Origin of the sequence: Serratia sp. BNK-33-b, from assembly GCF_048684565.1 — a bacterium.
Taxonomy (GTDB): domain Bacteria; phylum Pseudomonadota; class Gammaproteobacteria; order Enterobacterales; family Enterobacteriaceae; genus Serratia; species Serratia marcescens.
Genome location: NZ_JBLQTZ010000001.1, coordinates 3,814,550 through 3,839,276 on the forward strand (window position 1 = coordinate 3,814,550; position 24,727 = coordinate 3,839,276).

The window sequence follows — 24,727 nt, forward strand, 5'->3', positions numbered from 1 at the left end:
TTCTCAACGGCGCGCAAAGGCGTAAATGCCTCCGCGCGTTCCAAACAGGATTGAGACAAAAAAGAGGATGCTGGCGCTGAGCACGATCGCCGGGCCGGCGGGCAGCGAAGCGTGATAGGACCACACCAGCCCAATCAGACTGGAAAGCGCGCCGATGCCCATCGCCGTCGCCAGCGTCTGCGGCAGATTGCGCGCCCAGAAGCGCGCGCTGGCGGCGGGCAACATCATTAACCCAACCGACATCAGGGTGCCGAGGATCTGGAATCCCGCCACCAGATTGACCACCACCAGCGCCAAAAACAGGCCGTGGATCAGCGCCAACCGGCGCGGCGCGTTAACGCGCAGGAAAGTGACGTCGAAGGATTCGATCACCAGCGCGCGGTACAGCGCCGCCAGCGCCAGCAGCGAAACCGAGGCGATCGCACCGACCATCAGCATCGCCTGCGCATCCACCGCCAGGATCGAACCGAACAACACGTGCAGCAGATCCACGCTGGAACCGCGCAGCGAGACCAGCGTGACCCCCAGCGCCAGTGAGCCCAGATAGAATCCGGCGAAGCTGGCGTCCTCTTTCAGCGGCGTGCGGCGGCTCACCAGGCCGGACAACATCGCCACCGCCAGCCCGGCGATAAAGCCGCCTACGCCCATCGCCACCAGCGACATGCCGGAGATCAGATAGCCGATCGCCGCGCCCGGCAACACCGCGTGGGACAAGGCATCCCCGACCAGGCTCATGCGGCGCAGCAGCAGAAACACGCCCAGCGGGGCGGCGCTGAGCGACAACGCCAGGCAAGCCATCAGCGCGCGACGCATAAAACCGAAAGAGAGAAAAGGATCGATAAGCCCATGCAACAGCATCATGGCGCCACCGCCCGCAGATCCGGCAGCCGTTCGGCGGCGTGATGCCTCGGCACCTGCTCCAGCACTTGCTCGGCCGCGCCCCAGTGGCAAGCCTGCGGCGTCAGCAACAGCGCCTGCGGAAAATGCTCGGCGACCATCGACATATCGTGCAGCACGGCAATCACCGTTTTCCCCTGCCGGTGCAGTTGCGCGATCGCCTGCAGCAGGATCTGCGTGGTGGCGCTGTCGATACCGGTGAAAGGTTCATCCAGCAAAATCAGCGGCGCTTGTTGGACCAGCAGGCGCGCAAACAACACCCGCTGCAGCTGACCGCCGGACAGCTCGCCCACCGGGTTGCGCACCAGCGCGCTCATGCCAACGCTCGCCAACGCCTCATTGACCTGGCTCGCCGCACGCTTGTTCATGCCTCCGAACATGCCGCTTTGCGGCCAACAGCCCATCGCCACCAGATCGCTCACCGCGATCGGGAATTGCCGATCCAATTCCGCCTGCTGCGGCAAATAAGCTCTGCGCGGCGGCTTTCCGCCGCTAAAATTCAGGCTGCCGCTCATCGGCGGCAGCAAACCGGCGAGCGTTTTCAGCAATGTCGATTTTCCGGCCCCATTGACGCCCACCACCGCGGTCAACGAGCCGGCGGTAAACTGCCCGCTCAGCGGCGGAAAAAGCGGCGTGGTGCCATAGCCCAGCACCAACTGACGCAGGGTGATCATGGCAGCGATACCGCCCAAAAGATGCCGAGCCACAGCAGAGCCAGCAGCACAGCGGCACCCGCACAACGCGCGGCAGCGGAGGTGGTGAACAACGAATTCAGTGACGGCGCGGCGCCATGTTGCGAAGTGGGAATCAATGTGGTGACCAAAATGACGGGTTAATGGTTATAATATAACATCACAACAACTACCGTATCTCAAGCTATGGCGCGACAATAATGCAACGGAACGTAACAATCCCTCGCACAGCGGATCTTCCCCTGTCCCCCTTACAAAACTCAGGGCTATTTCCATTCGGTTGGAATGTTGGCGTAAGGTAAAGAACAGCGGTAAATCGAAAAATTTACCGACGAGGGTGGAAAAGGAGTAAGATAAGCAGATAACATTGTTGTTGGCCGAGATTAATGCTTGTTACCCTTGCCTGTAACCTGGAAGTCAACGCACTTTCTGTTAAAAAATTAAAGAAAGTGATTAATGACAATAGCGCGGAGTTAGTGCCGGCGCTGACCAGCGGACTCAGCTTTTATTCTGAAAGCGCACGCTATGCCGAAGATTCATTAGAAATACTTGATATAGTGCAGCAAGGTGGCGGCGATTATTCAATGAGTTATCGTTATAAGTGGGGCATTTTTAATGCCTGCCTGGATATCAACAGCGAAGATATCATCAACGACAGCGTCCGGTTTCAAGTGACGTCACGGGGTTTAATCTTCGACATCATTGATAACTCACGCCCATCAACTGCGGATGAATTGTAAGTTTACGTAATAACTACAGGCCAAACGCGAAAAAATGATTTATATTCATTTTACGGGAAGTTTATTTAACCACCGTTAAGCTGCCTCCGTTCATGATGTAAATCAGCTTACTCACATAGTGTTATCACACCGCAATTAAGACTTACGGAGGGGATGATATGGATGAGTATTCGCCTAAGCGGCACGACATTGCTCAGCTCAAATTCTTGTGCGAAAATTTGTATGATGAAGGTATCGCTACCCTGGGAGACAGTCATCATGGGTGGGTCAACGATCCGACGTCCTCCGTCAACCTGCAGCTTAATGAGTTGATCGAACATATCGCTTCGTTTGTGATGAGTTATAAAATTAAATACATGGACGAATCTGACCTGTCGGAGTTAGTCGAAGAATATCTCGACGATACCTATACGCTGTTCAGCAGCTATGGTATCAATGATTCCGACCTGCGCCGCTGGCAAAAAACCAAGGCGAGATTATTCAGAATGTTCTCAGGAGAGGACATCTGTACGACAATGAAAACTTAGGGGATAATTATTCCCAAGCTATTTTACGGTTATTAAACTAAAGGCCACCATGACTAAAACCGACTATCTGATGCGTTTACGTAAATGCACCACGATTGATACTCTCGAACGTGTTATTGAGAAAAATAAGTACGAGCTTTCCGATGATGAACTGGAGCTGTTTTACTCAGCGGCCGATCACCGTCTGGCAGAGCTCACCATGAACAAACTGTATGACAAAATCCCCACCTCCGTTTGGAAATATGTCAGATAATCAGCCCCCCAACGCGTTGAGCCGATGCTTTTATCGGCCTCAATGTTCAAGTTAAATACGTACTTTTCCTATTGACAGTAAAACTTCATTTACGTTCCCTCTTTCGATAATAATATTTCCGGAAACAATTTTCTTTTTTTATCGAGACAGGTTACCTCATCGCCCGCCTCACTATGCCTGCCCCCAGCACCGCTAATTCATTATCCAAAAGAATTGAGGGCGGGAAGAAAAGAAATGCGTGTCGCTCTGCCTGATGACAGAAATGGATAATAGATACGTGGAAGAGAGGTGACAAAAGCGCGGATTGGCGAAGCCCAAATGGGTGGGGACCCTGCCAGCTACATCCCGGCACACACGTCACCTGCTGCGGCTGCTTCCTTCCGGACCTGACCGAGTTCACAAGTTAGTGTTGCGGGAGAACCAACAGGGCCCCCATTGACGGCTTCTGTACTCTGAAGCGGTGGGCATTATCGGCGATGCCCCACCAAATAGCAAGCCAACCGGGGCCAACCGCTGTTTTCTTACCCACCTGCGCTGTGGCACACTCTTCGCCTGGGTTTTGACTCGTGCAGGAACAGCAATATGCAACCAGAAGACGCCTCTTTCAGCCAGCGGGTTTTCCATATCGTGGCCGCCATCCCGTTCGGCAAAGTCACCACTTACGGTGAAGTCGCCCGGCTGGCCGGCTCGCCGCGCGCCGCGCGTCAGGTTGGCGGCGTGCTGCGGCGTTTGCCCGAAGGCAGCACGCTGCCCTGGCACCGGGTGATCAACCGGCACGGACAGATCTCGCAGCAGGGGGAGGATTTTCAACGGCAACGGCAGGCACTGCTGGCGGAGGGGATAATTTTCGGCCCGCACAGCACGGTCGATTTCGAACGCTACGGCTGGCGCTGGTAAAACAAAACAGCCTTTGGCCGAAGCGCAAAGGCTGTTGATTTCATCTTGCTGCACCGCAGTAAGTTTACTGCATGGCGGTTGGCGCAGCCTGAATCGGCACACCCTGAACCGGAACCAGCAGCAGATCGGCGCGGGTGCCGTTGCGGTTAACCACTTCCTGGATGGTGTCGGTAATGAACATCAGGCGCCCGTTGACCGTCACCGCCGCGCTCAGAATGATGCGCGCATTCGGTTGGATGTCGGACGGGTTGTACGGCAGCGTAAAGCTGAATGGCGCCTGCTGCCCTTCAGTACGTACCGCGCGCTGTGCAATCACTTTGGACGGCGCATCTGCCAGCGAAGCGTCAGAGAGGGTGACCGTCAGTACGGCGTCCGGCGGCAGCGCAATGCGCTGACGTATATTAACCGAACCTGTCACCGCCGGGCCCTGAATCTGCGTTTGCGCAGCCGCCGGGTTACCGGCCGCCTGTGTAGGCACATCGGCACTCTTTTGCGCGCATCCTGCCAGCGTGATCGTCAGTGCCGCGGCACCGCCTACGATTTGCCAGAGTTTCATGGATCGGTCTCCTTTTTTATTATCAACATGTTGGTGGCTTTCACCACCTCACCTATTAAACCTAGCACAAAACACTGATAAATCCACTTTACCCCGTCTATTAATCACTTAAACAGCCCAAGGCGTCCATGATTAAGAGCATTCTCATCGGCCCTTAACGCAAAATGTTGACGCCGCGCCGTGATATTCCGCACACTGCGCAAAATGATTATTAGAAAGGTAACAACTTTATGAGCCAGGCATTGCAAAACCTCCTCGATCTGCTGGATCTGGAGAAAATCGAAGAAGGATTGTTCCGCGGTCAGAGTGAAGATCTGGGGCTGCGCCAGGTGTTCGGCGGGCAGGTGGTCGGCCAGGCGTTGTACGCAGCCAAACAGACGGTGCCGGACGAGCGCAGCGTGCATTCGTTCCACAGCTACTTCCTGCGCCCGGGCGACAGCAGCAAACCTATCGTTTACGACGTGGAAACCCTGCGCGACGGCAACAGCTTCAGCGCGCGCCGCGTCAGCGCCATCCAGCACGGCAAACCTATCTTCTATATGACCGCCTCCTTCCAAAGTCCGGAAACGGGGTACGAGCATCAGAACCTGATGCCGGACGTGCCGCCGCCGGAAGGGCTGCTGTCTGAATCAGAGATCGCCCAGAAGCTGGCGCATATGCTGCCGGAAAAAGTGCGCGAAAAATTTATCGGCCAGAAGCCGATCGAAATGCGCCCGGTGAAATTCCATAACCCGCTGAAAGGCAGCGTGGAAGAACCGCATCGCTATGTGTGGTTCCGCGCCAACGGCAGCATGCCGGACGATCAGCGCATCCACCAATATCTGCTGGGCTACGCGTCGGACTTTAATTTCCTGCCGACGGCGCTGCAGCCGCACGGCGTCGGTTTCCTCGAGCCGGGCATGCAGGTGGCCACCATTGACCACTCAATGTGGTTCCACCGCCCGTTCCGCATGGATGACTGGCTGCTGTACGCGGTGGAGAGCTCCTCCGCCTCCGGCGCACGGGGCTTTGTGCGCGGCCAGATTTATACCCGCGACGGCGTACTGGTCGCCACCACCGTGCAGGAAGGGGTGATTCGCCAACGCGACGCCTGATCCGCAGCATAAAGAAAGGGGCGATGTTTCCATCGCCCCTTTTGGCTTCATCATTATTTTAGTCTTTAGCGCACTGCCCTGCTTTGAGCCTTACTGGTTGTAGGCGCTCTCGCCGTGGCTGTTGACGTCCAGCCCCTCGCGTTCCTGCTCCTCCGGCACTCTCAATCCAACCATGGCGCCCGCGATCTTGAAGGCGATAAAGGCGGCGACGCTCGACCACACCAGCGTGATCAGCACGCTCACCAGTTGGATCCAGACCTGATGGCCCATCGTCACCCCTTCGGCGTAACCGGTGCCGCCCAGTGAAGAGGCGGTGAACACCCCGGTCAACAGGCAGCCGACGATGCCGCACACCCCGTGCACACCAAACACGTCACAGGTGTCGTCCACTTTCAGCCATTTTTTCAGCGTCACGACGCCCCACAGGCCAGCGACGCCGCCCACCAGGCCGATGATCAACGCCCCGCCCACCCCCACGGTGCCCGCCGCCGGCGTCACTGCAACCAGCCCGGCGATCATGCCGGAGCAGGCGCCCAGCAATGAAGGCTTGCCGCGCAGCATCCACTCGGCGAAGGTCCAGGAGAGAATGGCGCCCGCAGTGGCAACCACGGTATTGAGGAATGCCAAGGCCGCAATGCCGTTGGCCGCACTGGCGGAACCGGCATTGAAGCCGAACCAGCCGATATACAGGATGGACGCCCCGGTAAACACCATCGGCAGGTTGTGCGGTTTGAAGGCCTCTTTACCGAAGCCGGCGCGTTTGCCAATCAGGTAGGCGCCGATCAACCCGGCGCTGGCGGCGTTGATGTGCACCACGGTGCCGCCGGCGAAGTCCAATGCGCCGTCGGCGGCCAGGTAGCCTCCGCCCCACACCATGTGCGCGATCGGCAGATAAGACAGCGTGAACCACAGGATCGCGAAGATCAGCACCGCCGAGAAACGAATGCGTTCGGCGAAGCCGCCCACCACCAACGCCACGGTGATACAGGCGAAGGAGGCCTGGAAAGCGACGTGGATCATCTGGCTGATGCTGCCGGTGACGCTGTCGATGCCGATGCCTTTCAGCATCGCCGTCTCGAATCCGCCGAACACCGCATTGCCTTCGCTGAACGCCAGGCTGTAGCCATACAGCACCCACAGCACGCAGACCAACGCGAAGGTGACGGTGACCTGCGTCAGCATCGACAGCACGTTTTTACCGCGCAGCAGACCGCCGTAAAACAGCGCGATGCCCGGCAGCGTCATGAACAGCACCAACGCGGTGCAAATCATCATAAAGGCGTTGTCGGCCTTATCGGCGACCGCCGGGGCGGCCAGGGCCAAAGAAGGAACCAGGGTTACCGAACTCAGGCCCAACATGGATAACAGTCTTTTCATTATCAATCATCCCCATCACTTAACTGAGTTCGCGGTTACAGTGCCGATTCGTCGGTTTCGCCGGTGCGAATGCGGATCACGCGTTGCAATTCGGCAACGAAAATTTTGCCGTCGCCGATTTTGCCGGTGTAGGCGGCTTTGCTAATCACCTCAACCACTTCATCCAACTGATCGTCGGCGATGGCGATATCGATTTTGACCTTGGGCAGGAAGTTGACGTTATATTCGGCGCCGCGATACAGCTCGGCGTGCCCCTTCTGGCGGCCAAAGCCCTTCACTTCGGTTACGGTCAACCCCTGAATGCCCACGGAGGACAAGGCCTCGCGCACGTCCTCCAGCTTGAACGGTTTGATTACCACGGTCACCAGCTTCATATTGCCCCTCCACGAATTAAGCCCAAACTCACCCCTGGTACGCGTCATATGTAGCAAGGGCTGTGCCAAATTTAATTTTGCAGGGCGATTCAGCGGATTAGCGGGCACGCGGGCGCAGCCGCGAGGCAGCACGGCACCAATACCTTGGATAGGTTAAATAATGCGCACCGATTTGGTGCACATCGCGTCGAAAAAGTGCAGAAAGGGGGCGTGGCCCAGATGGTTTGCCTGCTTATGGTGCGTTGGAAAGAAAGAAGGGCCGCGAGCGCGGCCCATGTTCAGGCGGGTTGGCTCTCCTCGCGCACCGCTTCCGCCAGTTGTTCGCCCGCCAACTGCAGCTGGTACATCTGGTAGTAACGCCCCTGCTGCGCCAGCAGCTGCTGATGGTTGCCCTGCTCCACCGCCTGGCCGCGATGCAGCACCAAAATGGAATCGGCATCGACGATGGTCGACAGCCGGTGGGCGATCACCACCAGCGTGGTGTGCTCGCGGATCGCACGCAGCGCGCGCTGGATAGCCTGTTCGGTGCCCGAGTCGATATTGGCGGTCGCCTCGTCGAGGATCAGGATTTGCGGCGCCTGCACCAAGACCCGCGCCATCGCCAGCAGCTGTTTCTGCCCGACCGACAGGTTATTGCCCTGCTCTCCCAGGCGGGTGTGGATACCCTGCGGGAAGCCGCGCACCAGATCCGCCAGCTGCACCGTTTCCAGCGCCCGCCAAACGGCGTCTTCCTCGATATTGCGCCCCAATGTGACGTTGGCCAGCACCGAATCGGCGATCACCACCGGATCCTGCTGCACCATCGCTACGCCCTGGCGCAGCGTGCGGTGCGACAAGCTGGAGATCGGGCGGCCATCGAGACGCACTTCCCCCTCGCTGACCGGGTAATAACCCATCAGCAGGTTAGCCAAGGTGCTCTTGCCGCTGCCGGTGTGCCCGACCAGCGCCACGAAGCCGCGCGACGGCACCGACAGCGAAATATGCTGCAGCACCTTTTTATCCGCGCGGTAAGCGAAGCTCAGATCGGTGATGTCGATACGGCCGCCGGCCAATGGACTATCGTCGGCGCCGTAGCTCTGCTGGCTGCGATCCATCAGTTCGAAAATACGTTCGCCGGCCACCACCGCCTGCTGCAGGATCGACTGTTGTGACGTCAGCTCGATCAACGGTTCGTTCAAACGCCCCAGGTAGTTGATGAAGGCATAGAGCACGCCGACGCCAATCACGCCTTCGCCGCTGAAGCCGAACAACATCAGCAAACCGCACAGCACCAGCGCCGAAAACAGGCTGAGCAGCGGCCGCAGCAGGAAACCGTCGAGCCGCAGGGTCTGCATGCGCGCGAGATAGTGCGACTGGCTGGCGGCGCTCATGCGCTCGCCGAAGCGCACCTGCTGGCGGAATTGCTGGATCACGCCCATGCCGTTGATCACTTCGTTAAAGCCGTCGTTGATGTCCGCCAGATAACTGCGCACCCGGCGCACGATCGGCGTGCTGTAATATTGATAGATGCCCATCACCACGAACACCGCAGGGAAGATGCAGATGGCCACCAGCGCCATGCGCCAGTCGAGGCTGAACATCGCCACCAGCATGGCGCCGATCAGCGCGGCGCTTTTCAGCACCGTGGAGACCACCATCACGTACAGATCCTTGATCACTTCGGTGTCGTTGGTAACGCGCGAGATCAATTGCCCGACCGGTTGCGTGTCGAAGGCGCTGAGCGGCTGGCGCAGCGCGGCGTCCATCACGTCAGTGCGCAGCCGCTGCACCACCCCCACCGCCGCCTGGTTGAACAGCAGCGCCTGGAAGTAGTGCAGCGCCGCCGCCAGCAGCTCCAGCAGAATGTAGGCCGCCGCCAGCCCGCCGACGATCATCAGCGGCAGTTGCCCTTTGGCGACGTAATTATCGATAAAATAGCTCACCAGGATCGGCCCGGCGACTTCCGCCGCCGCCGCGATCCACAGCATCAGCACCGCCAGCCCCAGCGGTTTGCGGTACGGCGAGCCGTAGGCCAGCAGCCGCTTCAGCGTCGGCCACAGCTTTTGCACTTTATTCATCGGCCAACGCCTCCTCGCCGTTTTCCGGCGCTTCGTCCAGCGCCGCTTCCAACTGCTGATAACGGTACATATCGCGATACCAGCCCGGCTGCGCCGCCAGCGCCGCCGGATCGCCGCGCTGCGCCACGCCGCCGTGCTGCATCACCAGGATCTCGCTGGCTTCGGTCAATGCCGACAGCCGGTGCGCGCTGATGATCACCGTGCGATCTTGCCCCCAGCTGCGCAGGTTGTGCAGGATCTGGTGTTCGGTACGGCCATCCACCGCCGACAGCGCATCGTCGAGGATCAGGATTTCCGCATCCAGCAGCAGCGCTCGTGCAATAGAGATGCGCTGTTTCTGCCCGCCCGACAGCATCACGCCGCGTTCGCCCACCTCGGTGTCATAGCCCTGCGGCAGCCGCAGAATGTCCTCATGGACGCTGGCCAACCGCGCCGCCTGTTCGATCTGCGCCTGCGTCGCCCCCGGATGGCCCAGCGCGATGTTGTTCGCCACGGTATCGGAGAACAGGAACGGCGTTTGGCTCACCACCGACAGCCGCGAACGCCAGTCGTCGAGTTTGACCTGCGGCAACGGCAGGCCGTGATAGCGGATCTGCCCTTGGTCGACGTCGAACTGGCGCTGGATCAGCGACAGTAATGTCGACTTACCGGCCCCGGTCGGCCCGCACAGCCCCAGCATCTGCCCCGGCTTCAACGTCAGCGCCACGTCATGCAGCGCCGGATGTGGGTTGTCCGGGTAGTGGAACGCGCGAATATCCACGTCCAGCACGCCGCGCCCGGCCGGCAACGCCTGCGGGCCATCCTGCACCGCCGGCGCCTCATCGAGCAGGCTGCGGATGCGGCTGTAGGCCGCGCTGCCGCGCTCGACGATATTGAACATCCAGGCCAGCGCCAGCATCGGCCAGATCATCAGGCCGAGGTACATCACAAAGCTGGTCAGTTGCCCGAGCGTCAGTGAACCGTTCACCACCATCCAGCTGCCGCCGCCGATGGCCAACAGGTTAGACGCGCCGATGGCGATATAAATGGTCGGATCGAAGCGCGCATCCACACGCGCCACGTGCATGTTCTTGGCCCCGGTCTGCGCCGCGACATCGGCGAAGCGGTTCGATTGGTGATCTTCCAGCCCAAAGGCCTTGATCATGCGTATGCTGGTCATGCTTTCCTGCGCCTGATCGTTCAGGCTGGAAAACGCCGCCTGCGCCGATTTAAAGCGCTGGTGCAGCTGGTCGCCGTAATATTTGATGGCGATCGCCATCAGCGGCATCGGGATTAACGCCAACACCGTCAGCTGCCAGCTGATTTGGGTGCTCATCACCACCAGCACCACCACCCCCATCACCAGCGAATCCACCAACGTCAGCACGCCTTCACCGGCGGCGAACACCACGCGATCCACATCGTTGGTGGCGCGCGCCATCAGGTCGCCGGTGCGGTGGCGCAGGTAGAACGCCGGGTTTTGTCGGCTGAGCTGGCGGTAAAAGTTTTCGCGCAGTTCGACCGCCAGCTGGTAGGAGGCGCCGAACAGCAATACCCGCCACACATAGCGCAGCAGGTAAACGACGATCGCGGTGCCGATCATCAGCCCGAGCCAGGCCATCAGCACGCCGGTGGACATCTGTTTTTCGGTGACGCCGTCCACGATGATGCCGACCAGCTTAGGCGGCAACAGTTGCAGGATGGCGATGACGATCAGCAGCACCACCGCCCCGAGGTAGCGGCGCCACTCCCGGCGGAAGTACCAGCCGATTTGTGCAAATAATCTCACGCAGTTTGATTCCAGGATTTTATGGGATTTGTCTCTTTTTCTGCTTCAGCAGAGCAGGATACCATCGTTGAGCCGCCCGTCCGGTGAACTTTTCACTCCGGCACCGGCAGCGCGGTGGTGTATTTGATTTTTTCCATGGCAAAGCTCGAGGTGACGTCAATAAGGCCCGGTACGCCGTTCACCAGGCGCTTATAAAAGCCGTCGTAGCTTTTCATGTCCGCCACTTCGACCTGCATCAGGTAGTCGTACTCCCCCGCCATCCGGTAGAACGCCAGCACCTCGGGCATTTGGCTGGTCAACTGCACAAACGCCTGATACCACTCGCTGCTGTGCTGCTGGGTCTTGATCAGCACGAACGCCGTCAACCCCAGGCCGAGCTTTTCATTATCCAGCAAGGCCACTCGGCCGCGAATATAGCCCTCGTCCTCCAGGCGCTTCAGCCGTTTCCAGCACGGCGTCGAGGTCAAATTGACCGCATCGGCCAGCGCCTGCAGCGACTGTGTGCAATCTTGCTGCAGCATGCACAGCAGCTTACGGTCTGTTTTATCTAACATAGCGGCCACCAGGAGAAAAATTTTCTCTCATTAGGCGATTAAACAGGGAAAATGGCAATCCTTTTTTCCCGCCGACAGGCTATGCTACGCCATAAACCAGCCCCCTATTCTGAGGCCAAATCATGACAAACTCTTGGGTAAAATATGCTATCGGTGAAATAGAAGCGGATTTTCAGCGCTCCGCCGATACGCATCTGATTCGCCTGAACCTGCCGGCGTTTCCCGGCATCTGCCTGTACCTGAAAGATGAGAGCACCCACCCGACCGGCAGCCTGAAACACCGCCTGGCGCGCTCGCTGTTCCTTTATGGCCTGTGCAACGGCTGGATCACCGAGAACACCACCATCATCGAGGCCTCTTCGGGCAGCACCGCGGTGTCCGAAGCCTACTTCGCCCGTCTGATCGGCCTGCCGTTCATCGCGGTGATGCCGTCCTGCACCGCGCGCCGCAAGGTGGAGCAGATCGCCTTCTATGGCGGCCGCTGTCACTTCGTCGATCACGCCGCCCAGATCTACGCCGCCTCCGAACAGCTGGCGAAAGAGCTGAACGGCCACTATATGGATCAGTTCACCTACGCCGAGCGCGCCACCGACTGGCGCGGCAACAACAACATCGCCGACAGCATCTTCCGCCAGATGGCGCGCGAACCCTTCCCGGTGCCGAAACACATCGTGATGAGCGCCGGCACCGGCGGCACCTCCGCCACGCTGGGGCGCTATATCCGCTATCAGGGGCACGACACCCAATTGACGGTGGTCGATCCGGAAAACTCGGTGTTCTATGACTGCTTCCACCATGGCGATCGCACCCTGATCGGCAGCTGCGGCAGCCGTATCGAAGGCATCGGCCGCCCGCGCGCCGAGCCGTCGTTCATCCCGGCGGTGGTCGACAACATGCTGCGCGTGCCGGATGCCGCCAGCGTCGCCACCATTCACTGGCTGGAAGGCGTGCTGGGCCGCAAGGTTGGCGCCTCTACCGGCACCAACGTTTGGGGTGCGCTGCAGTTGGCGAAGCAGATGCGGGAAAACGGCGAGCAAGGGGCGATCGTCACCCTGCTGTGCGACAGCGGCGAGCGTTATCTGGATACCTATTACAACCCGGAATGGGTCAGCAACAACATCGGCGATCTGCAGCCGTATCTCGCGCAGCTGGCGGATTTGTAACGCCAGGCTTCGGGTAAAAAAAAGCCGGGTAGTCATACCCGGCCGGCTGTAAGGAGAACCTCATTCTTCGGGGGAATAGGTGAGGCAAGGTGAACGCAGCCAATGTTGTAAATAGTGGGCCACCGCCTGTTGTTGGCAATGGCCGATAACCGGTAGCTGCGGCAGCAGGGATTTCAGCTGCGGCAGGGCGTTGCCCATCACCACGCCGTGCCCCACCGCTCCCAGCATCTCTTTGTCGTTCATCGCGTCGCCGAACGCCATGCAGTCGGCCATCGTCAGCCCCAGATGACGGCTCAGCCGCTCCAGCGCCGTGCCTTTGTTGCAACCGAGCGGCAGCACCTCCAGACAGTCGTAGGCGGAAAAGCACAGGTCTGCCTCGTCGCCCAACTGCGCCCGCAGCTGCACCTGCAACGCCAGCAACTCTTCATGCGGCGCGACAAAGCACACCTTGCTGTTGCCGAACGCCGGCAGACGGCGCACATCGGCCAGTTGAAAACGAAAGCCGCTCAGGTGGTGCGCCCGCAGCATCTCTTCCGGCACGGGAAACTCGGTCAGCCAACCTTCGTCGCGGAATACATGCATGCTGGCGCGGGTGCGCCAATGATGATGCAGCACCTCTTCGGCAATCTCCGCCGGCAGGTCGGTGGCGTGCAGCTGTTGGCCGCGGTTGTCATATACCCGCGTGCCGTTGCCGGTGATCAGGTAACCGTGCAGCCCCAGTTGCGCCATGATCGGTTGCGCATCGAGGTAGTGCCGCCCGGTGGCGAACGTCACCACCATCTCCCGCTCCACCAGCTGGTTCAGCACCGCCAGCGTTTCCGGACCAACCCGGTGATCCGGCATCAACAGCGTGCCGTCCATATCGAAAGCTGCCAGGCGATACATAAAGACCTCTTGAATGTGAACGCGATTACAATCACTGCAGTATGGGATGGCATTTGCGGAAGTAATAGTGAACAATTTGAGAAAACTGTTCCGGATTTCTGCCCATGCGCCTGGTTCACCGTCTCAGCCAATATCAACGCCTGTACCATCAGCTCGGCAGCGCGCCGGTCGCCGTGACCATCGGCGAGCTGGCGGCGATGTTCTACTGCAGCGAACGCCATGCCCGCACGTTGGTGCAACAGCTGCAGGATCAAGGCTGGCTGAGCTGGCATTCGCAGCCCGGCCGCGGCAAACGCGCTCGCCTGCACTGCCTGAAAACCCCGGATGAACTGCGCGCACAGCTGTTGCAGCAGCTGTTGCAACAGGGCAATCATCAGGGGGCGCTGGAGATGGCGCAGCTCGATCCGCAGCACCTGCAGGATCTGCTCAGCCCGCACCTCGGCGGACAATGGCAGGCCGGCAGCCCGACGCTGCGCATTCCCTATTACCGCACGCTGGAGGCGCTCGACCCGCTCACGCTGACCGGCCGCGCCGAACAACATCTGGTGTCGACCCTGCACGCCGGACTGACGCGCCTGATGACCGGTAACCCGGAACCGCAGCCCGATCTGGCGCACCATTGGCAGATTAGCGATCGCGGCCTGCGCTGGCGCTTCTTTCTGCGCAGCCAGCTACGCTGGCACAACGGCGAACTGTTGACCGGCCACCAGCTGCTGCAAACGCTGGAAAAACTGCAGCGCCATCCGCGCAGCCAACCGAGCCTGACTAACGTCGCGCGCATCAGCCTGCCGCATCCGCTGTGCATTCAGTTCGATCTGCACTTGCCGGACTACTGGCTGGCCCACCGGCTGGCGGAGCTGCCCTGCCTGATGACGCACCCGGAGCTGCCGGCCATCGGCGCCGGCCCGTTCAAGCTGACACTGAATGAGCCGCAGCTGGTGCGGCTGGAACAGCACGCCGGTTATCATCTGCAGCATCCGTATCTGGACACCATCGAATACTGGATCACCCCCGATTTACCTACCGCCGGCGCCGACGCCAGCTGCCAGCATCCGGTACGCATCACCATAGGCCAGCAAGACGATTTGGCGCAGGCCCGGCCGGTGCAGCGCAGCATGAGCCTGGGCTGGTGTTATTTGGCGCTGAACCTGCGCCACGGCGTGCTGAGCGAAGCCCAAGGGCAAAAGCTGCTGATGCTGATCCAGCAGTCCGGCCTGCTGAACCATCTGCCGATCCCCAACAGCGTGATCACCCCCAGCCATGAAATGCTGCCCGGCTGGCGCATCCCGCACCAACAGGTCGAAGAGGACGTCGCCCTGCCCGCCCGGCTGACGCTGCTGTATCGGCCGCCGGTCGAGCTGGAAACGGTGACGGCAGCGCTACAGCGGTTGCTCGCGCAGCACGGCTGCGAGCTGGAAGTGCGCTACTACGCCGGCAAGCGCTGGCAAAGCGAGGAACAGATCGCCCAGGCCGATCTGCTGCTGGCGGACAACCTGATCGGCGAAGCGCCGGAGGCGACGCTGGAGAGTTGGCTGCGGCAGGATACGCTGTGGCGCGGCATCCTCACGGAAAGCCGCTGGCAGCAGCAACAGGATATGCTGCGGCAGATCCAGCAGCTGCAGGCGCAGCAACCGCGCTTCGAACAACTGCAGGCCTATTATCAACAGCTGATGGCCGCTGCCATTATCACGCCGCTGTTTCACTACCAGTATCAGATCAGCGCACCGCCGCGCATGCATGGCGTGACGCTGACCGCGCACGGCTGGTTCGATTTTTGCCAGGCGTGGCTGCCGCCGCCGGTGGATGACGCACCGGCCTGAGCCGAACCGCCCTGCGCCTGGCGGCCCTTTCTGCTACTATTGTCGCCGCAACGCAATTTTTATCCTGCCGCCCGAATGTGTATCGGGAGAGGCCAAAGCCCAAAAAGGTGATTTTATGAAGCGCGCGGTTGTCGTTTTCAGCGGTGGACAAGACTCCACGACCTGCTTGATCCAGGCATTGCAACAGTATGACGAAGTTCACTGCGTCACGTTCGATTACGGCCAGCGCCATCGCGCCGAGATTGAAGTGGCTCAAGCGCTGTCGGTAGCCCTCGGCGCCAAGGCGCACAAGGTGCTGGACGTGACGCTGCTCAATGAGCTGGCCGTCAGCAGCCTGACGCGCGACAATATTCCGGTTCCCGCCTACGATCCCAACCAGAAAAATGCGCTGCCGAGCACCTTCGTGCCGGGCCGCAACATCCTGTTCCTGACGCTGGCGGCGATCTACGCCTACCAGGTCGAAGCGGAAGCGGTGATCACCGGCGTGTGTGAAACCGATTTCTCCGGCTACCCGGATTGCCGCGACGAGTTCGTTAAAGCGCTGAACAGGGCGGTGACGCTGGGTATCGCCCGCGATATCCGCTTCGAAACGCCGCTGATGTGGCTGAACAAGGCCGAGACCTGGGCGCTGGCGGATTATTACCACCAGCTGGATCGCGTACGCCAGGATACGCTGACCTGCTACAACGGCATCAAGGGTGACGGCTGCGGCGAGTGCGCCGCCTGCAACCTGCGCGCCAATGGCCTGACGCAGTACCGGGCCAACCAGGCAGAAGTGATGGCGGCGTTGAAACAGAAAGCCGGCCTGGCCTGAGGGCAGTGACGGCGGCAGCCTCTGCCGCCCGTGAGCTTACTGCGGATTATCCTTCAGCGTGAGCGCCTCCAGGTGCTCGCGCAATTCGCCTTCGATCGGCAGCGCCCGCTGCGTTTTCAGATCGACGCACACGAAAGTCAGCAGCGCGTCTGCCACCGGCGTCCCCGCCGGATCCTGCGTCACCTTTTGGCTCAGCACCCCGCTCTTGCCGTTGAGCTGCACCATCTGGCTGTCGATACGCAGCTTATCCCCCAATACCGCCGGGCTGCGGTAATTGATATTGATGTTCACCACGATGAAAGCGATGTTGTTTTCCGTCATCCAGCGGAACCCGGCTTCGTTCTCCAACCACTCCCAACGCGCCTCTTCCAGAAACTCCAGATAGCGGGCGTTGTTAACGTGCTGGTAAACATCAAGGTGATAACCGCGAACTTTGATAAAGGTTTGCATAGGGAACGATCGCTCCTGCCTGGTGATTACAGAAAGAGGGAGCCACGCTGGCTCCCTCGCCCGTTTGGTCAACGCGCCAAACTGGTAAGACCTGTAAAATGTAGCAGAGGAGTCACGGCCTCAGCGGCCTTTTGCCACGCAGCCGCGACCGGGATCACATTTTCAGCCGGGTGCGGTTCTTCTCAAACAGCGCCGGCCCGATGCCCGGCACCTCCTGCAACTGCTCAACCTGGGTGAACGGCCCGTTCTGTTCGCGATAGCGCACGATGCCTTCCGCCTTCTTCAGACCGACGCCGCTCAAGGCGGCGGCCAGCTGTTCGGCAGTGGCCTGATTGATGCTGACCGCCGCCTCTTCGGTTGCCTTGGTCATCACCGATTGCCCGCCATTGCCCACCGGTGTTGAGAGCATGGGCGCCTCGTTTTTTTCCACCGCGGCGGCCGGCCCGGCCAGGCATAACAACAGCGCGGTCAGCGCGGCGTTAACGTGACGACGGTAACCGAAAAACGCTTTTTTCTCTGAATATTGCATGCTGTATCCTCCTTGTGTGTGACAGCACGGCTACCTTGCCGCGGCGGCGGATATTCAGCAATCGACGGATGTCAGATATGGAAAAGGCCGCGAAAGCGGCCTTTGTTTGTTGCACTGCGTTGCAGAAAAATGCGGCGATTACTGAGGCTGTTGCTCAGCGGCGCCCATTTTGATCTTGGCTTCTTTACGCAGGCTCGCCAGCAGCGAATCGAAGGAGACGCCGGTCGCGCCCTCTTCCATCTTGCCGACGAAGGTTTTCATTTCGTCTTCCGGCAGCGTGCCCGGCTTCACCGCATCAAGCGCAATCAGCACCACGTTGTCCTGGCGATCCTGCGACATGCCGTACACCGGTTTGCCGTCCTGCGGGTGCGGCAGCGCGAACACGCTCTCCACCAGTTGGCTGTCTTCCGGCGCGCGCGCCATCTTCTGCACGGCGCCAAAGCTCAGGCCGGCGGCTTTCATCGCTTCGTCGCCCTTGCCCTGCTTCAGCTCAACCAACAGCTTCTCGCCCTGCAGCTTCGCTGCCTGCAGCGCCTTGTTGCGTTTCACCAGTTCCGCCACGCGGTCTTTTACCTGGTCGAACGGTTCGATGCCTTCCGGCTTGTGGCCGCTCACGCGCACCACGAAGGCGCGGTCGCCGTCTACGGTGATCACGTCGGAGTTGCTGCCCGGCGCGCCGTTCTCGCCGATCAGCGAGCCGTCGAAGATCGCCTGCACCACCGGCTTGAAGTTCAGCGCGGCAGGAATGTTGTCACGGGTGAACCAGTCGCTTTGCGCCGCTTTCACGCCGGCCGCTTCTTCAGCCGAGGCCAGAGATTCGTTGTCGCTGGTCGCCGCTTCGCTCACCTTCTGCTGCAGCGCGTAATACGCGTCTACCGCTTTCTCCTGCTGCACCTGCTTGGCGATAGCGTCATGCACGTCGCTCAGCGGTTTCAGTTTCTCAGGTTCGATGTCGTTCAAACGCACGATCAGGAAGCCGACAGAGGATTTCACCACGCCGGACAGCTGCCCTTTCTCGGTCAGGTTAGCCTGCTTCAGCTCATCGGCGGTGGTTTCCGGCTCCAGCCACCCCAGTTCGCCGCCGGTGCGGCGCGAGATGATGTCGGTGGATTTCTCTTTCGCCAGCGTGGCGAAATCGGCGCCCTTCTTCAGCTCGTCCAGCGCCGCGTTGGCTTCCGCCTCGGTTTTCAACTGGATCACGCTGTAGTTTTTACGCTCAGGCTGGCCGTAGCTGCTCTTGTGCTGGTCGTAGTAAGCGCTGATGTCCTCTTCGCTCACTTTCACCTTGTCCTGCATGGACGCGGCGTCCAGCGGGATATAGCTCACCTTCACCTGCTCCGGGGCGATGAAGCTGTTCTTGTTCTGATCGTAATACGCCTTCAGTTCGTCGTCGCCGGCGCTTTGTTTCGCCTGCAGCGCTTTCAAATCGATGGTCGCCAGGCGCACGTCGCGCTCCTGCAGCACCAGCGCCGCCATGGCTTGCGATTCAGACGGCAGCACGAAACCGGACTCGCCGAAGGCCTGGATCACCTGCTGATTGACCAACTGCTGACGCATCGACTGCGCGAAGTTGTCGGCGGTGTAACCCATGCGGCCGATCAGATCGAGATATTTGGCGTTATCGAACTGGCCGTTGGTCTGGAAGTAAGGCGCCTTGCGGATGGCGTCCTTGATCTGATCGTCGCTGACCGCCAGGCCCAGCTTTTTGGCGTACTGGTCGAGCAGCATGTTGTCGATCAACTGGGACAACACCTGACGGCGCATCTGCTGCATGTAGCCTTCGTTGCCGGCCAGCGCAGAGAACTGGTCACCCAGCTGCTGCTGCATGCGGCTGCGCTCGCTTTGGAAAGCCTGTTCCAGCTGAGCGCGTTCGATCGTCTGACCATTTACTTTCGCAGCATAATCGCCGGAGCCGCCGATCAGGTAGTTACCCACCCCGGTCAGAACGAATGACAGGATGATCAGGGCCAGGATGATTTTGAGCACGACGTGATTGGCAGCCGCGCGTAAATTGTCCATCATAGTGTGACAACACTCCGCTGTGATGTGGATTAACAACCCTTGCGCAGGCGCGTTCCCTGCGACAAAAATAAAAAAAGCGCATCAGTCCGATGCGCCTTGTATCTTACCTTACCAGCACCGCTGCGTCAGGTGATTGTTTATTACAAAACCCTGTTACGCTAAACGGTTAGACGCTAAATCAGTTTACAGCGTCTTTCAGCGCTTTCCCTGCACGGAAGGCAGGTACTTTGGCTGCCGCGATCTTGATCTCTTTACCGGTCTGCGGGTTGCGGCCGGTACGGGCCGAACGTTCACGCACGGTAAAGGAACCGAAACCTACCAGAGCCACGTCATCCCCTGCTTTCAGGGAGTCGGTAACGGAAGCGATTACTGCGTCTAAAGCACGTCCCGCTGCCGCTTTGGAAATATCAGCACCTGCGGCAATCTTGTCGATCAGTTGTGACTTATTCACTCTATCATCCCCTCTAGAATTCTATCGTCGCACCGAAAAATCCCTACGGTTGCGACAGCGCAGCTGTTATATCAATCCCATCGAACCTTGGCAAGCCACCGACTGGGTGACAAAACGCGGGCCGACAGAGATCTAACTTAGCGGTACAAAAAAATACTGGCAAGTCCGAAATGGCTTGCCAGTATAAGTTTTATCAATGGTTTTTGCGATTCGTCACTATTTTGCCGCTACCGGCAGTGCGCCGAAGGCCGGGTTTTGCAACGCAATGTTCAAAACTTCATCGATTCGCTGCACCGGATGAATCTCCAGATCGGCGATAACATTGTCCGGAATCTCTTCCAGATCGCGCTTGTTCTCGTAAGGGATCAGCACGGTTTTGATGCCGCCACGATGCGCCGCCAGCAGCTTCTCTTTCAGGCCGCCGATCGGCAACACCTGACCGCGCAGCGTGATCTCGCCGGTCATCGCCACATCGGCGCGTACCGGGTTGCCGGTCAGGCAGGAGACCAGCGCGGTGCACATCGCGATACCGGCGCTCGGGCCGTCTTTCGGCGTCGCCCCTTCCGGCACGTGCACGTGGATGTCGCGTTTCTCGTAGAAATCGGCGTTGATGCCCAATTTCTCCGCGCGCGCGCGCACCACGGTCAGCGCCGCCTGAATCGATTCCTGCATCACTTCACCCAGAGAACCGGTGTAGGTCAGCTTGCCTTTGCCCGGCACGCAGGCGGTTTCGATGGTCAGCAGATCGCCGCCCACTTCCGTCCACGCCAGCCCGGTGACTTCGCCCACGCGGTTTTCGGTATCCGCACGGCCGTAATCGACGCGCTGCACGCCCAGGTAATCCTTCAGGTTGTCGCCGTTGATCTCGATATGCTTGCGCTTCTTGTCCATCAGCAACGTTTTCACCGCTTTACGGCACAGCTTGGAGATTTCACGCTCCAGGCTACGCACCCCGGCTTCGCGGGTGTAGAAGCGAATGATGCCGATGATGGCGCTGTCGTCGACCGTCAGTTCGCCTTTTTTCAGCGCATTGCGCTCAAGCTGCTTCGGCAGCAGGTGCTGTTTGGCGATGTTGAGCTTCTCGTCCTCGGTATAACCCGACAGGCGGATCACTTCCATACGGTCCAGCAGCGGCGCAGGAATGTTCATCGAGTTCGAGGTGGCGACGAACATCACGTCGGACAGATCGTAATCCACTTCCAGATAGTGGTCGTTGAACGCCACGTTCTGTTCCGGATCCAGCACCTCCAGCAGAGCGGAAGCCGGATCGCCGCGCATGTCGGAAGACATCTTGTCGATCTCATCCAGCAGGAACAGCGGGTTCTTCACCCCAACCTTGGCCATCTTCTGGATCAGTTTGCCCGGCATCGAACCGATGTAGGTACGACGGTGACCGCGGATTTCCGCTTCGTCACGCACGCCGCCCAGCGCCATGCGCACGTACTGGCGACCGGTCGCTTTGGCGATCGACTGCCCCAGCGAGGTTTTACCCACGCCCGGCGGCCCCACCAGACACAGGATCGGCCCCTTGATTTTGCTGACGCGACTCTGCACCGCGAGGTACTCGAGGATGCGATCCTTGACGCGCTCCAGGCCGTAGTGATCGGTATCGAGCACTTCCTGCGCCTTGTTCAGGTCTTTTTTCACCTTGCTGCGCGCATTCCACGGCACCTGCAGCATCCAGTCGATGTAGCCGCGCACCACGGTCGCTTCCGCCGACATCGGCGACATCATCTTCAGCTTTTGCAGTTCCGCTTCGGTTTTTTCGCGCGCCTCTTTCGGCATTTTCGCCGCATCGATCTTGCGCTTCAGCGCTTCGTGCTCGTCCGGCGCGTCGTCCATCTCGCCCAGTTCTTTCTGAATCGCCTTCATCTGCTCATTCAGATAGTACTCGCGCTGGCTCTTCTCCATCTGCTTCTTGACGCGGTTACGGATGCGTTTCTCAACCTGCAGCAGGTCGATCTCCGATTCCATCATCGCCATCAGGTATTCCAGACGCTCGGTGATGTCGGACATCTCGAGCACCGACTGCTTATCGCTGAGTTTCAGCGGCATATGGGCGGCGATGGTGTCCGCCAGGCGAGCGGCGTCGTCGATGCTGTTGAGTGAAGTCAGCACCTCCGGCGGGATTTTTTTGTTCAGTTTGATATAGCCTTCAAACTGATTGATCGCGGTGCGCACCAGCACTTCCTGCTCGCGCTCGTCGATAGCCGGAGACTCAAGGTATTCCGCCTGCGCGGCGAAATGCTCACCGCTGTCGGACAGCGTAGTGATGCGTGCACGCTGCAGCCCCTCGACCAGCACTTTTACCGTGCCGTCCGGCAGCTTCAGCATCTGCAGGATCGACGCTACGGTGCCGACCGAGAACAAGTCGTTAATGCCAGGTTCATCCGTTGAGGCCTCTTTCTGTGCCACCAGCATGATCTTCTTATCGTGATCCATTGCGGCTTCGAGGCACCGAATCGATTTTTCCCGGCCAACAAATAACGGGATCACCATGTGCGGATAAACCACCACGTCGCGCAATGGCAAAACGGGGATTTCAATGCGTTCGGAACGCTCAGGGTTCATAGAGCTCTCTCTTAGTTTAATTTCCGCCAGGTTGAGGGGGAATCTCATGAGACGCAAGCATCTAACGTTTCATAAAATCTGGTTAATGAGTATATGGGGATGAATCTCTTACATTCAACGGCAAGAATGCAGGAAAAAGAAATGGGGGATGAAATCCCCCATTTTGCTGATAACGCGCTGGTTTAACTGGCTAATTATTCGCCAGATGCCTGGGCTTCAGGCTTGCCGTAAATCAGCAGCGGTTTGGATTGGCCGGCGATCACCGACTCGTCGATCACCACTTTGTCTACGCTGTCCATCGACGGCAGATCGTACATGGTGTCGAGCAGCGCGCCTTCCACGATGGAACGCAGGCCGCGTGCGCCGGTTTTGCGCGCCATGGCTTTCTTGGCGATGGCGTTCAGCGCTTCGTCGCGGAACTCCAGCTCCACGCCTTCCAGATTGAACAGCGCCTGATACTGCTTGGTCAGGGCGTTCTTCGGCTCTTTCAGGATCTGAATCAGCGCGTCTTCGCTCAGCTCGCTCAGGGTCGCCACCACCGGCAGACGGCCGATGAACTCAGGGATCAGACCAAACTTGATCAAATCTTCCGGTTCGGCCTGCAGCAGCAGTTCGCCTTCGGTGGCCTTCTCGGACTCGCCCTTGACGGTCGCGCCGAAGCCGATGCCGGAGCCGGTGTTGACGCGTTGACCGATCACCTTATCCAGGCCGGCGAATGCGCCGCCGCAGATAAACAGGATCTTGGAAGTATCGACCTGCAGGAATTCCTGTTGCGGATGCTTGCGCCCGCCCTGCGGCGGAACCGCGGCGATGGTGCCTTCAATCAGCTTCAGCAGCGCCTGCTGCACGCCTTCACCCGAGACGTCACGCGTGATCGACGGGTTGTCGGACTTACGGGAAATCTTATCGATTTCATCGATATAAACGATGCCGCGCTGCGCTTTCTGCACGTCATAGTCGCATTTTTGCAACAGCTTCTGGATAATATTTTCCACGTCCTCGCCCACATAACCGGCTTCGGTCAGCGTGGTGGCGTCGGCCATGGTGAACGGCACGTCCAGGAAGCGCGCCAGCGTTTCCGCCAGCAGAGTCTTGCCGCTGCCGGTCGGGCCGATCAGCAAGATGTTGCTCTTGCCCAACTCGATACCGTTGCTGGTATCGCCGTTGCGCAGGCGTTTGTAGTGGTTGTACACCGCAACCGCCAGCACTTTCTTCGCCTGCTCCTGGCCGATGACGTAGTCATCCAGGTGGTGGCGGATCTCGTGCGGCGTCGGCAGCGCACTGCGCTCACGATGCGGGGCAACTTCTTTAATCTCTTCGCGAATAATGTCGTTACACAGATCGACACATTCATCGCAGATATACACTGACGGCCCGGCAATCAGCTTACGCACTTCATGCTGGCTTTTGCCGCAAAAAGAGCAGTACAGCAGCTTTCCTGAACCGTCTTTGCGCTTATCTGTCATCAGTCAAACCTCTTCTTTAGTCTTGTCCCGCAGGAAAATCACGGCGGCAGTGCGCCCAAACTCATATCGGGAACGCCGAGGGGCTACAACAGAGCGAGCCCCTGCCCACTCTGATTACTATAGTCCATCGGCGCCGCGTGGTTCTAGCTGCGGTGTGTCAGAATGCCGTCAACCAGGCCGTATTCCACGGCTTCTTCCGCGGTCATAAAGCGATCGCGCTCGGTGTCGCGCTCGATCTGCTCCAGCGGCTGGCCGGTATGCTCGGCCATCAGTTCGTTCATGCGCGCTTTCACCTTGAGGATTTCACGCGCGTGGATTTCGATGTCCGTCGCCTGGCCCTGGTAGCCGCCCAGCGGCTGGTGAATCATCACGCGCGAGTTCGGCAGGCAGAAACGTTTGCCTTTGGCGCCCGCGGTCAGCAGGAAGGAGCCCATCGAGCACGCCTGGCCCATACAGATGGTGCTGACGTCCGGCTTGATGAACTTCATGGTGTCGTAAATCGACATGCCCGCGGTGATCACCCCGCCCGGCGAGTTGATGTAGAGGAAAATGTCTTTTTCCGGGCTTTCCGCTTCGAGGAACAGCATTTGCGCCACGATCAGGTTGGCCATGTGATCTTCCACCTGGCCGGTCAGGAAAATGATGCGCTCTTTCAGCAGGCGGGAATAAATGTCGTAAGAACGCTCCCCGCGTGAAGTCTGCTCTACCACCATCGGCACCAGCGCCATGTTCGGTGCAAATTGATCTCGTTCGCCACTGTATGACATTAC

General features: G+C 59.4%; 24 protein-coding genes and 1 other RNA gene. 8 read left to right on the plus strand and 17 right to left on the minus strand.

Annotation, left to right across the window (positions count from 1 at the left end; genetic code table 11):
- Nucleotides 1–3 precede the first annotated feature (3 nt).
- On the minus strand, nucleotides 4–861 hold the full coding sequence (locus tag ACMGGK_RS18465; protein ID WP_004940309.1) for a metal ABC transporter permease: 858 nt from the start codon (nucleotides 859–861) through the stop codon (nucleotides 4–6).
- Entirely contained in the window at nucleotides 858–1,571 is a 714-nt protein-coding gene (locus ACMGGK_RS18470; protein WP_049299731.1) for a metal ABC transporter ATP-binding protein, read from the minus strand. Before ACMGGK_RS18470 ends, ACMGGK_RS18465 begins: the two co-directional genes overlap by 4 nt.
- 404 nt (nucleotides 1,572–1,975) lie before the next feature.
- Between ACMGGK_RS18470 and ACMGGK_RS18475 the strand changes: the two genes are divergently transcribed.
- The 3 genes from ACMGGK_RS18475 (at nucleotide 1,976) to ACMGGK_RS18485 (ending at nucleotide 3,109) form a co-directional block, all read left to right on the plus strand.
- Nucleotides 1,976–2,329 (plus strand): hypothetical protein, encoded by a 354-nt coding sequence (locus tag ACMGGK_RS18475; protein WP_016928845.1) that lies wholly within the window; start codon nucleotides 1,976–1,978, stop codon nucleotides 2,327–2,329.
- A 158-nt stretch (nucleotides 2,330–2,487) separates the two neighbouring features.
- Nucleotides 2,488–2,856, plus strand: coding sequence for an Hha toxicity modulator TomB (gene tomB / locus ACMGGK_RS18480; RefSeq protein WP_004940312.1), 369 nt, complete (start codon nucleotides 2,488–2,490; stop codon nucleotides 2,854–2,856).
- Nucleotides 2,857–2,905: 49 nt separating this feature from the next.
- The gene (locus tag ACMGGK_RS18485; RefSeq protein ID WP_004940313.1) at nucleotides 2,906–3,109 is read left to right on the plus strand and encodes an HHA domain-containing protein; all 204 of its coding nucleotides are present in this window, start codon (nucleotides 2,906–2,908) and stop codon (nucleotides 3,107–3,109) included.
- A gap of 329 nt (nucleotides 3,110–3,438) precedes the next feature.
- On the opposite strand, the gene ffs is transcribed toward ACMGGK_RS18485, so the two are convergent.
- Nucleotides 3,439–3,535: signal recognition particle sRNA small type (ffs, locus tag ACMGGK_RS18490), an RNA gene on the minus strand.
- A gap of 156 nt (nucleotides 3,536–3,691) precedes the next feature.
- On the opposite strand from ffs, the gene ACMGGK_RS18495 reads away from it, so the two are divergent.
- Entirely contained in the window at nucleotides 3,692–4,006 is a 315-nt protein-coding gene (locus ACMGGK_RS18495; protein ID WP_004940317.1) for an MGMT family protein, read from the plus strand.
- A 64-nt stretch (nucleotides 4,007–4,070) separates the two neighbouring features.
- Here ACMGGK_RS18495 and ACMGGK_RS18500 read toward each other — a convergent pair whose 3' ends face one another.
- Entirely contained in the window at nucleotides 4,071–4,562 is a 492-nt protein-coding gene (locus ACMGGK_RS18500) for a YbaY family lipoprotein (RefSeq protein ID WP_016928846.1), read from the minus strand.
- A 230-nt stretch (nucleotides 4,563–4,792) separates the two neighbouring features.
- Here ACMGGK_RS18500 and tesB point away from each other — a divergent pair, with 230 nt between their 5' ends.
- On the plus strand, nucleotides 4,793–5,656 hold the full coding sequence (tesB, locus tag ACMGGK_RS18505) for an acyl-CoA thioesterase II (protein WP_420277116.1): 864 nt from the start codon (nucleotides 4,793–4,795) through the stop codon (nucleotides 5,654–5,656).
- 90 nt (nucleotides 5,657–5,746) lie between these two features.
- On the opposite strand, the gene amtB is transcribed toward tesB, so the two are convergent.
- The 5 genes from amtB to ACMGGK_RS18530 all read right to left on the minus strand — a co-directional run bounded on the left by amtB (nucleotide 5,747) and on the right by ACMGGK_RS18530 (nucleotide 11,786).
- Entirely contained in the window at nucleotides 5,747–7,033 is a 1,287-nt protein-coding gene (gene amtB / locus ACMGGK_RS18510) for an ammonium transporter AmtB (RefSeq protein WP_049299675.1), read from the minus strand.
- Nucleotides 7,034–7,068: 35 nt separating this feature from the next.
- Nucleotides 7,069–7,407: a P-II family nitrogen regulator gene (gene glnK / locus ACMGGK_RS18515; protein WP_049299676.1), complete on the minus strand. Its 339-nt coding sequence runs from the start codon at nucleotides 7,405–7,407 to the stop codon at nucleotides 7,069–7,071.
- A 278-nt stretch (nucleotides 7,408–7,685) separates the two neighbouring features.
- Nucleotides 7,686–9,464 (minus strand): multidrug efflux ABC transporter permease/ATP-binding subunit SmdB, encoded by a 1,779-nt coding sequence (gene smdB / locus ACMGGK_RS18520; protein ID WP_016928850.1) that lies wholly within the window; start codon nucleotides 9,462–9,464, stop codon nucleotides 7,686–7,688.
- Complete coding sequence (gene smdA, locus ACMGGK_RS18525; RefSeq protein WP_016928851.1) at nucleotides 9,457–11,232, minus strand: multidrug efflux ABC transporter permease/ATP-binding subunit SmdA; 1,776 nt, start codon at nucleotides 11,230–11,232, stop codon at nucleotides 9,457–9,459. The genes smdB and smdA overlap by 8 nt, the downstream gene beginning before the upstream one ends.
- A gap of 92 nt (nucleotides 11,233–11,324) precedes the next feature.
- Nucleotides 11,325–11,786, minus strand: coding sequence for an Lrp/AsnC family transcriptional regulator (locus tag ACMGGK_RS18530; protein ID WP_004940330.1), 462 nt, complete (start codon nucleotides 11,784–11,786; stop codon nucleotides 11,325–11,327).
- A gap of 122 nt (nucleotides 11,787–11,908) precedes the next feature.
- On the opposite strand from ACMGGK_RS18530, the gene ACMGGK_RS18535 reads away from it, so the two are divergent.
- Nucleotides 11,909–12,949, plus strand: coding sequence for a PLP-dependent cysteine synthase family protein (locus ACMGGK_RS18535; RefSeq protein ID WP_049299677.1), 1,041 nt, complete (start codon nucleotides 11,909–11,911; stop codon nucleotides 12,947–12,949).
- Nucleotides 12,950–13,009: 60 nt separating this feature from the next.
- On the opposite strand, the gene cof is transcribed toward ACMGGK_RS18535, so the two are convergent.
- The gene (cof, locus tag ACMGGK_RS18540; protein ID WP_049299678.1) at nucleotides 13,010–13,834 is read right to left on the minus strand and encodes an HMP-PP phosphatase; all 825 of its coding nucleotides are present in this window, start codon (nucleotides 13,832–13,834) and stop codon (nucleotides 13,010–13,012) included.
- Nucleotides 13,835–13,938: 104 nt separating this feature from the next.
- Here cof and ACMGGK_RS18545 point away from each other — a divergent pair, with 104 nt between their 5' ends.
- Together ACMGGK_RS18545 and queC are read left to right on the plus strand one after the other, a co-directional pair.
- On the plus strand, nucleotides 13,939–15,654 hold the full coding sequence (locus ACMGGK_RS18545; protein WP_176063605.1) for an SgrR family transcriptional regulator: 1,716 nt from the start codon (nucleotides 13,939–13,941) through the stop codon (nucleotides 15,652–15,654).
- A 115-nt stretch (nucleotides 15,655–15,769) separates the two neighbouring features.
- Nucleotides 15,770–16,468, plus strand: coding sequence for a 7-cyano-7-deazaguanine synthase QueC (gene queC, locus ACMGGK_RS18550; protein ID WP_143778571.1), 699 nt, complete (start codon nucleotides 15,770–15,772; stop codon nucleotides 16,466–16,468).
- 36 nt (nucleotides 16,469–16,504) lie between these two features.
- Here the strand turns inward: queC and ACMGGK_RS18555 are convergent, their stop codons facing one another.
- The 7 genes from ACMGGK_RS18555 to clpP all read right to left on the minus strand — a co-directional run bounded on the left by ACMGGK_RS18555 (nucleotide 16,505) and on the right by clpP (nucleotide 24,724).
- Nucleotides 16,505–16,918 (minus strand): acyl-CoA thioesterase, encoded by a 414-nt coding sequence (locus tag ACMGGK_RS18555; RefSeq protein WP_004940344.1) that lies wholly within the window; start codon nucleotides 16,916–16,918, stop codon nucleotides 16,505–16,507.
- A gap of 154 nt (nucleotides 16,919–17,072) precedes the next feature.
- Nucleotides 17,073–17,447, minus strand: coding sequence for a ComEA family DNA-binding protein (locus ACMGGK_RS18560; RefSeq protein WP_016928856.1), 375 nt, complete (start codon nucleotides 17,445–17,447; stop codon nucleotides 17,073–17,075).
- Between the two features lie 138 nt (nucleotides 17,448–17,585).
- Nucleotides 17,586–19,469 carry a peptidylprolyl isomerase gene (gene ppiD, locus ACMGGK_RS18565; RefSeq protein ID WP_016928857.1) on the minus strand — a complete coding sequence of 628 codons (1,884 nt, stop codon included), beginning with the start codon at nucleotides 19,467–19,469 and terminating at the stop codon, nucleotides 17,586–17,588.
- 178 nt (nucleotides 19,470–19,647) lie between these two features.
- The gene (hupB, locus tag ACMGGK_RS18570) at nucleotides 19,648–19,920 is read right to left on the minus strand and encodes a nucleoid-associated protein HU-beta (protein ID WP_004940351.1); all 273 of its coding nucleotides are present in this window, start codon (nucleotides 19,918–19,920) and stop codon (nucleotides 19,648–19,650) included.
- 216 nt (nucleotides 19,921–20,136) lie between these two features.
- Nucleotides 20,137–22,491 carry an endopeptidase La gene (gene lon / locus ACMGGK_RS18575; RefSeq protein ID WP_004940352.1) on the minus strand — a complete coding sequence of 785 codons (2,355 nt, stop codon included), beginning with the start codon at nucleotides 22,489–22,491 and terminating at the stop codon, nucleotides 20,137–20,139.
- A 194-nt stretch (nucleotides 22,492–22,685) separates the two neighbouring features.
- On the minus strand, nucleotides 22,686–23,957 hold the full coding sequence (gene clpX / locus ACMGGK_RS18580) for an ATP-dependent protease ATP-binding subunit ClpX (protein ID WP_004940354.1): 1,272 nt from the start codon (nucleotides 23,955–23,957) through the stop codon (nucleotides 22,686–22,688).
- A gap of 143 nt (nucleotides 23,958–24,100) precedes the next feature.
- On the minus strand, nucleotides 24,101–24,724 hold the full coding sequence (clpP, locus tag ACMGGK_RS18585; protein ID WP_016928858.1) for an ATP-dependent Clp endopeptidase proteolytic subunit ClpP: 624 nt from the start codon (nucleotides 24,722–24,724) through the stop codon (nucleotides 24,101–24,103).
- Nucleotides 24,725–24,727 lie beyond the last annotated feature (3 nt).